This window comes from Pseudorhodobacter sp., from assembly GCF_030452865.1.
GTDB lineage: Bacteria > Pseudomonadota > Alphaproteobacteria > Rhodobacterales > Rhodobacteraceae > Pseudorhodobacter.
Map to the genome: position 1 here is coordinate 1 of NZ_JAKDLJ010000490.1, position 2337 is coordinate 2337.

The 2337-nt window shown below is 61.2% G+C and carries 2 protein-coding genes and 1 pseudogene; all 3 read left to right on the top strand.

From position 1 onward, the window contains the following. Positions 1-809: ABC transporter ATP-binding protein (locus L0H65_RS18470; RefSeq protein WP_301460669.1), on the top strand; the 809-nt coding region annotated here is incomplete at its 5' end. A 183-nt stretch (positions 810-992) separates the two neighbouring features. Beyond that, a complete protein-coding gene (locus L0H65_RS18475; RefSeq protein WP_301460670.1) occupies positions 993-1847 on the top strand; it encodes a hypothetical protein in 855 nt (284 codons plus the stop codon). 79 nt (positions 1848-1926) lie between these two features. After that, a pseudogene (locus L0H65_RS18480) lies at positions 1927-2337 on the top strand (tellurium resistance protein); the annotation flags it as partial.

Sequence of the window (2337 nt, forward strand, 5' to 3'; positions counted from 1 at the left end):
GTCAAAACATGGAGTTCGCGCTGAAAATCGCGAAGAAGACCAAGACAGAGATTGCCACTGCCGTCGACCAGGCTGCCAAAATCCTGCAACTGACGCCCTATCTTGATCGCTTGCCCAAGGCACTTTCCGGCGGGCAACGCCAGCGTGTCGCGATTGGCCGTTCTATCGTGCGCGATCCCAAGGTTTATCTGTTCGATGAGCCGCTTTCGAACCTCGATGCTGCTTTGCGTGTCGCCACCCGGATCGAGATTGCGCAGCTCAAGGAGCAGATGCCGGAAAGCACGATGATCTATGTCACCCATGATCAGGTGGAGGCGATGACGCTGGCCACCCGGATCGTCGTTCTGGCGGGCGGCGGGATCAGCCAGGTTGGCACCCCGCTTGATCTTTATGAGCGGCCAGAGAATGAGTTTGTTGCGCAATTCATCGGCTCCCCCGCGATGAACCTTTTGCCCGGTGTGGTGGTAGAGACCGGTGCGGAGACAACGGTGAAACTGGATGGCGGTGGGATCGCCCGCTCCTGTGTTCCGACGCTGACGGCGGATATGGGCCTGAAGGTGAATATCGGTGTGCGCCCGGAGGATTTGGGCGAGACGGAGGGCGACGCGCTTTATTCGGGCGAGGTGGCGATAACGGAGGCGCTTGGCGAAGTGACCCTGCTTTACTTCAAGCGTCAGGGCGCGGCGGCGCAGGTGGTTGCCAAACTTGGGGGGATTCGCCCCGGACTGCGGCATAAAACCGTGCATTTACGGGCTGCGCCGTCCAAAGTGCATCTGTTCCATGATGACAAATCGCTTTACTACCGCTGATCACAATACGGTTAAGCCAAGCAAAAATAGCAAGCTGAGGGCGGTTGCGATCAATGTCGGCACCCAAAGCGTCAGGCGCGACGTGCGGATGTGTTTCATCATGGAGCCCTTCTTCCACATCGGGCGGTATAGCCCTCGCTCATCTTCATCACAGATTAAGGTTTCTGATGTCTTAACAAAGACATGGAAACGATTTGGAATCAGCTTACTCCGGTGGATTGGCAGGCGCGACTTGGCCAAAGCGGCGCTTGTCGGTTGCGCCAAAGTTGGGAATTCGGCGCGGCGATGGCTGCACTGGGGGCGCAGGTCGCGCACGCGCAGGTGTTCGATGACGGGCGCGAAGTTGCGATCGTGCAACTCCTGCAACGGCGACATTTGCGGTTGATTTCGCAAGGGCCGGTCTATCTGGGGCAAACCGACAGGCGGCGGGTGTTGCGTCGGCTGGCACGGCATGGCGGGGTGACAGTGGCAACGCCTGAAACCGGGCTGTCCGGCTGGGGGCTGATCCCGTTGATCACCCCGCGCTTTCATGCGATCTGGGCGCTGGACCAACCGGTTGAAGATTTGCGCACCGGTCTTTCCGGCAAGTGGCGCAACCGTTTGCTGCGGGCCGAAGACCGCGTGCAGCCTGAAGTGCTGACCGCACCGCGTGACCTGATGCAACTGATCATGGCAGAGGCGGCGCAACGCAAGACGCGCGGCTATCGCAATCTGCCCGGCGGCATGGCGCAGGTTTGGCCGGGTGAGCGTTTGGTGATTGGCTGGAAACGGCGCGGTGTCATGCAATCGGGCATGGTTTTCCTGTGCCATGGTGACTGCGCCACCTATCACCTGGGTTGGACGAGTGACATCGGCCGCGCCGGGTTCGCGCATGGCCCGATCCTGTGGCAAGCCGCACTCGCGCTGCGCGCGCGCGGCGTCGTGCGGCTTGATCTGGGAGAGGTGAACACCGAGCGCGGTGCGGCACTGGCGCGATTCAAGCTGGGCACGGGGGCTGCACCGGTGCCAAGGGGCGCGACCTGTCTGGTGCTGCCCTGATCCCATCGCGGCAACCAGTCGCTGGGCAATCCGGGGCAGAGTGCTGTACCCTGTGCGCAAACCTTTCAAGGAAGCCCGGATGAAACGCCCCCCCATTTTCCCGCCGCCGCAATTCCCACCTGTTAAACTGCGCCTGTTCCAACGTATGCCGCCTGCGGTTTTCCCGGTGATCATGGGGCTTTTCGGCCTTGGTCTGGCACTGCGACGTGGGGCGCCGGTAATCGGCTATCCGCCCGCAATCGCGGAATTGCTGCTGGGTGCCGTCAGCGTCCTCTGGTTGTTCGCGGCTATCGGCTTTGTTGCCAAATGCTGGCAACGCCCCGCTGTGGTGATGGAGGATCTGGCGGTTTTGCCCGGTCGCGCCGGTTTGGCGGCGATGACGCTTGGCATCTTTCTGCTGGCGGCTGTGGCGCTGCCTTATGGTGTGGCAACGGCTAAGACCCTGCTTCTTGCCGGTTTGCTCATTCATAGCGGCCTCGTAGTGCTTATG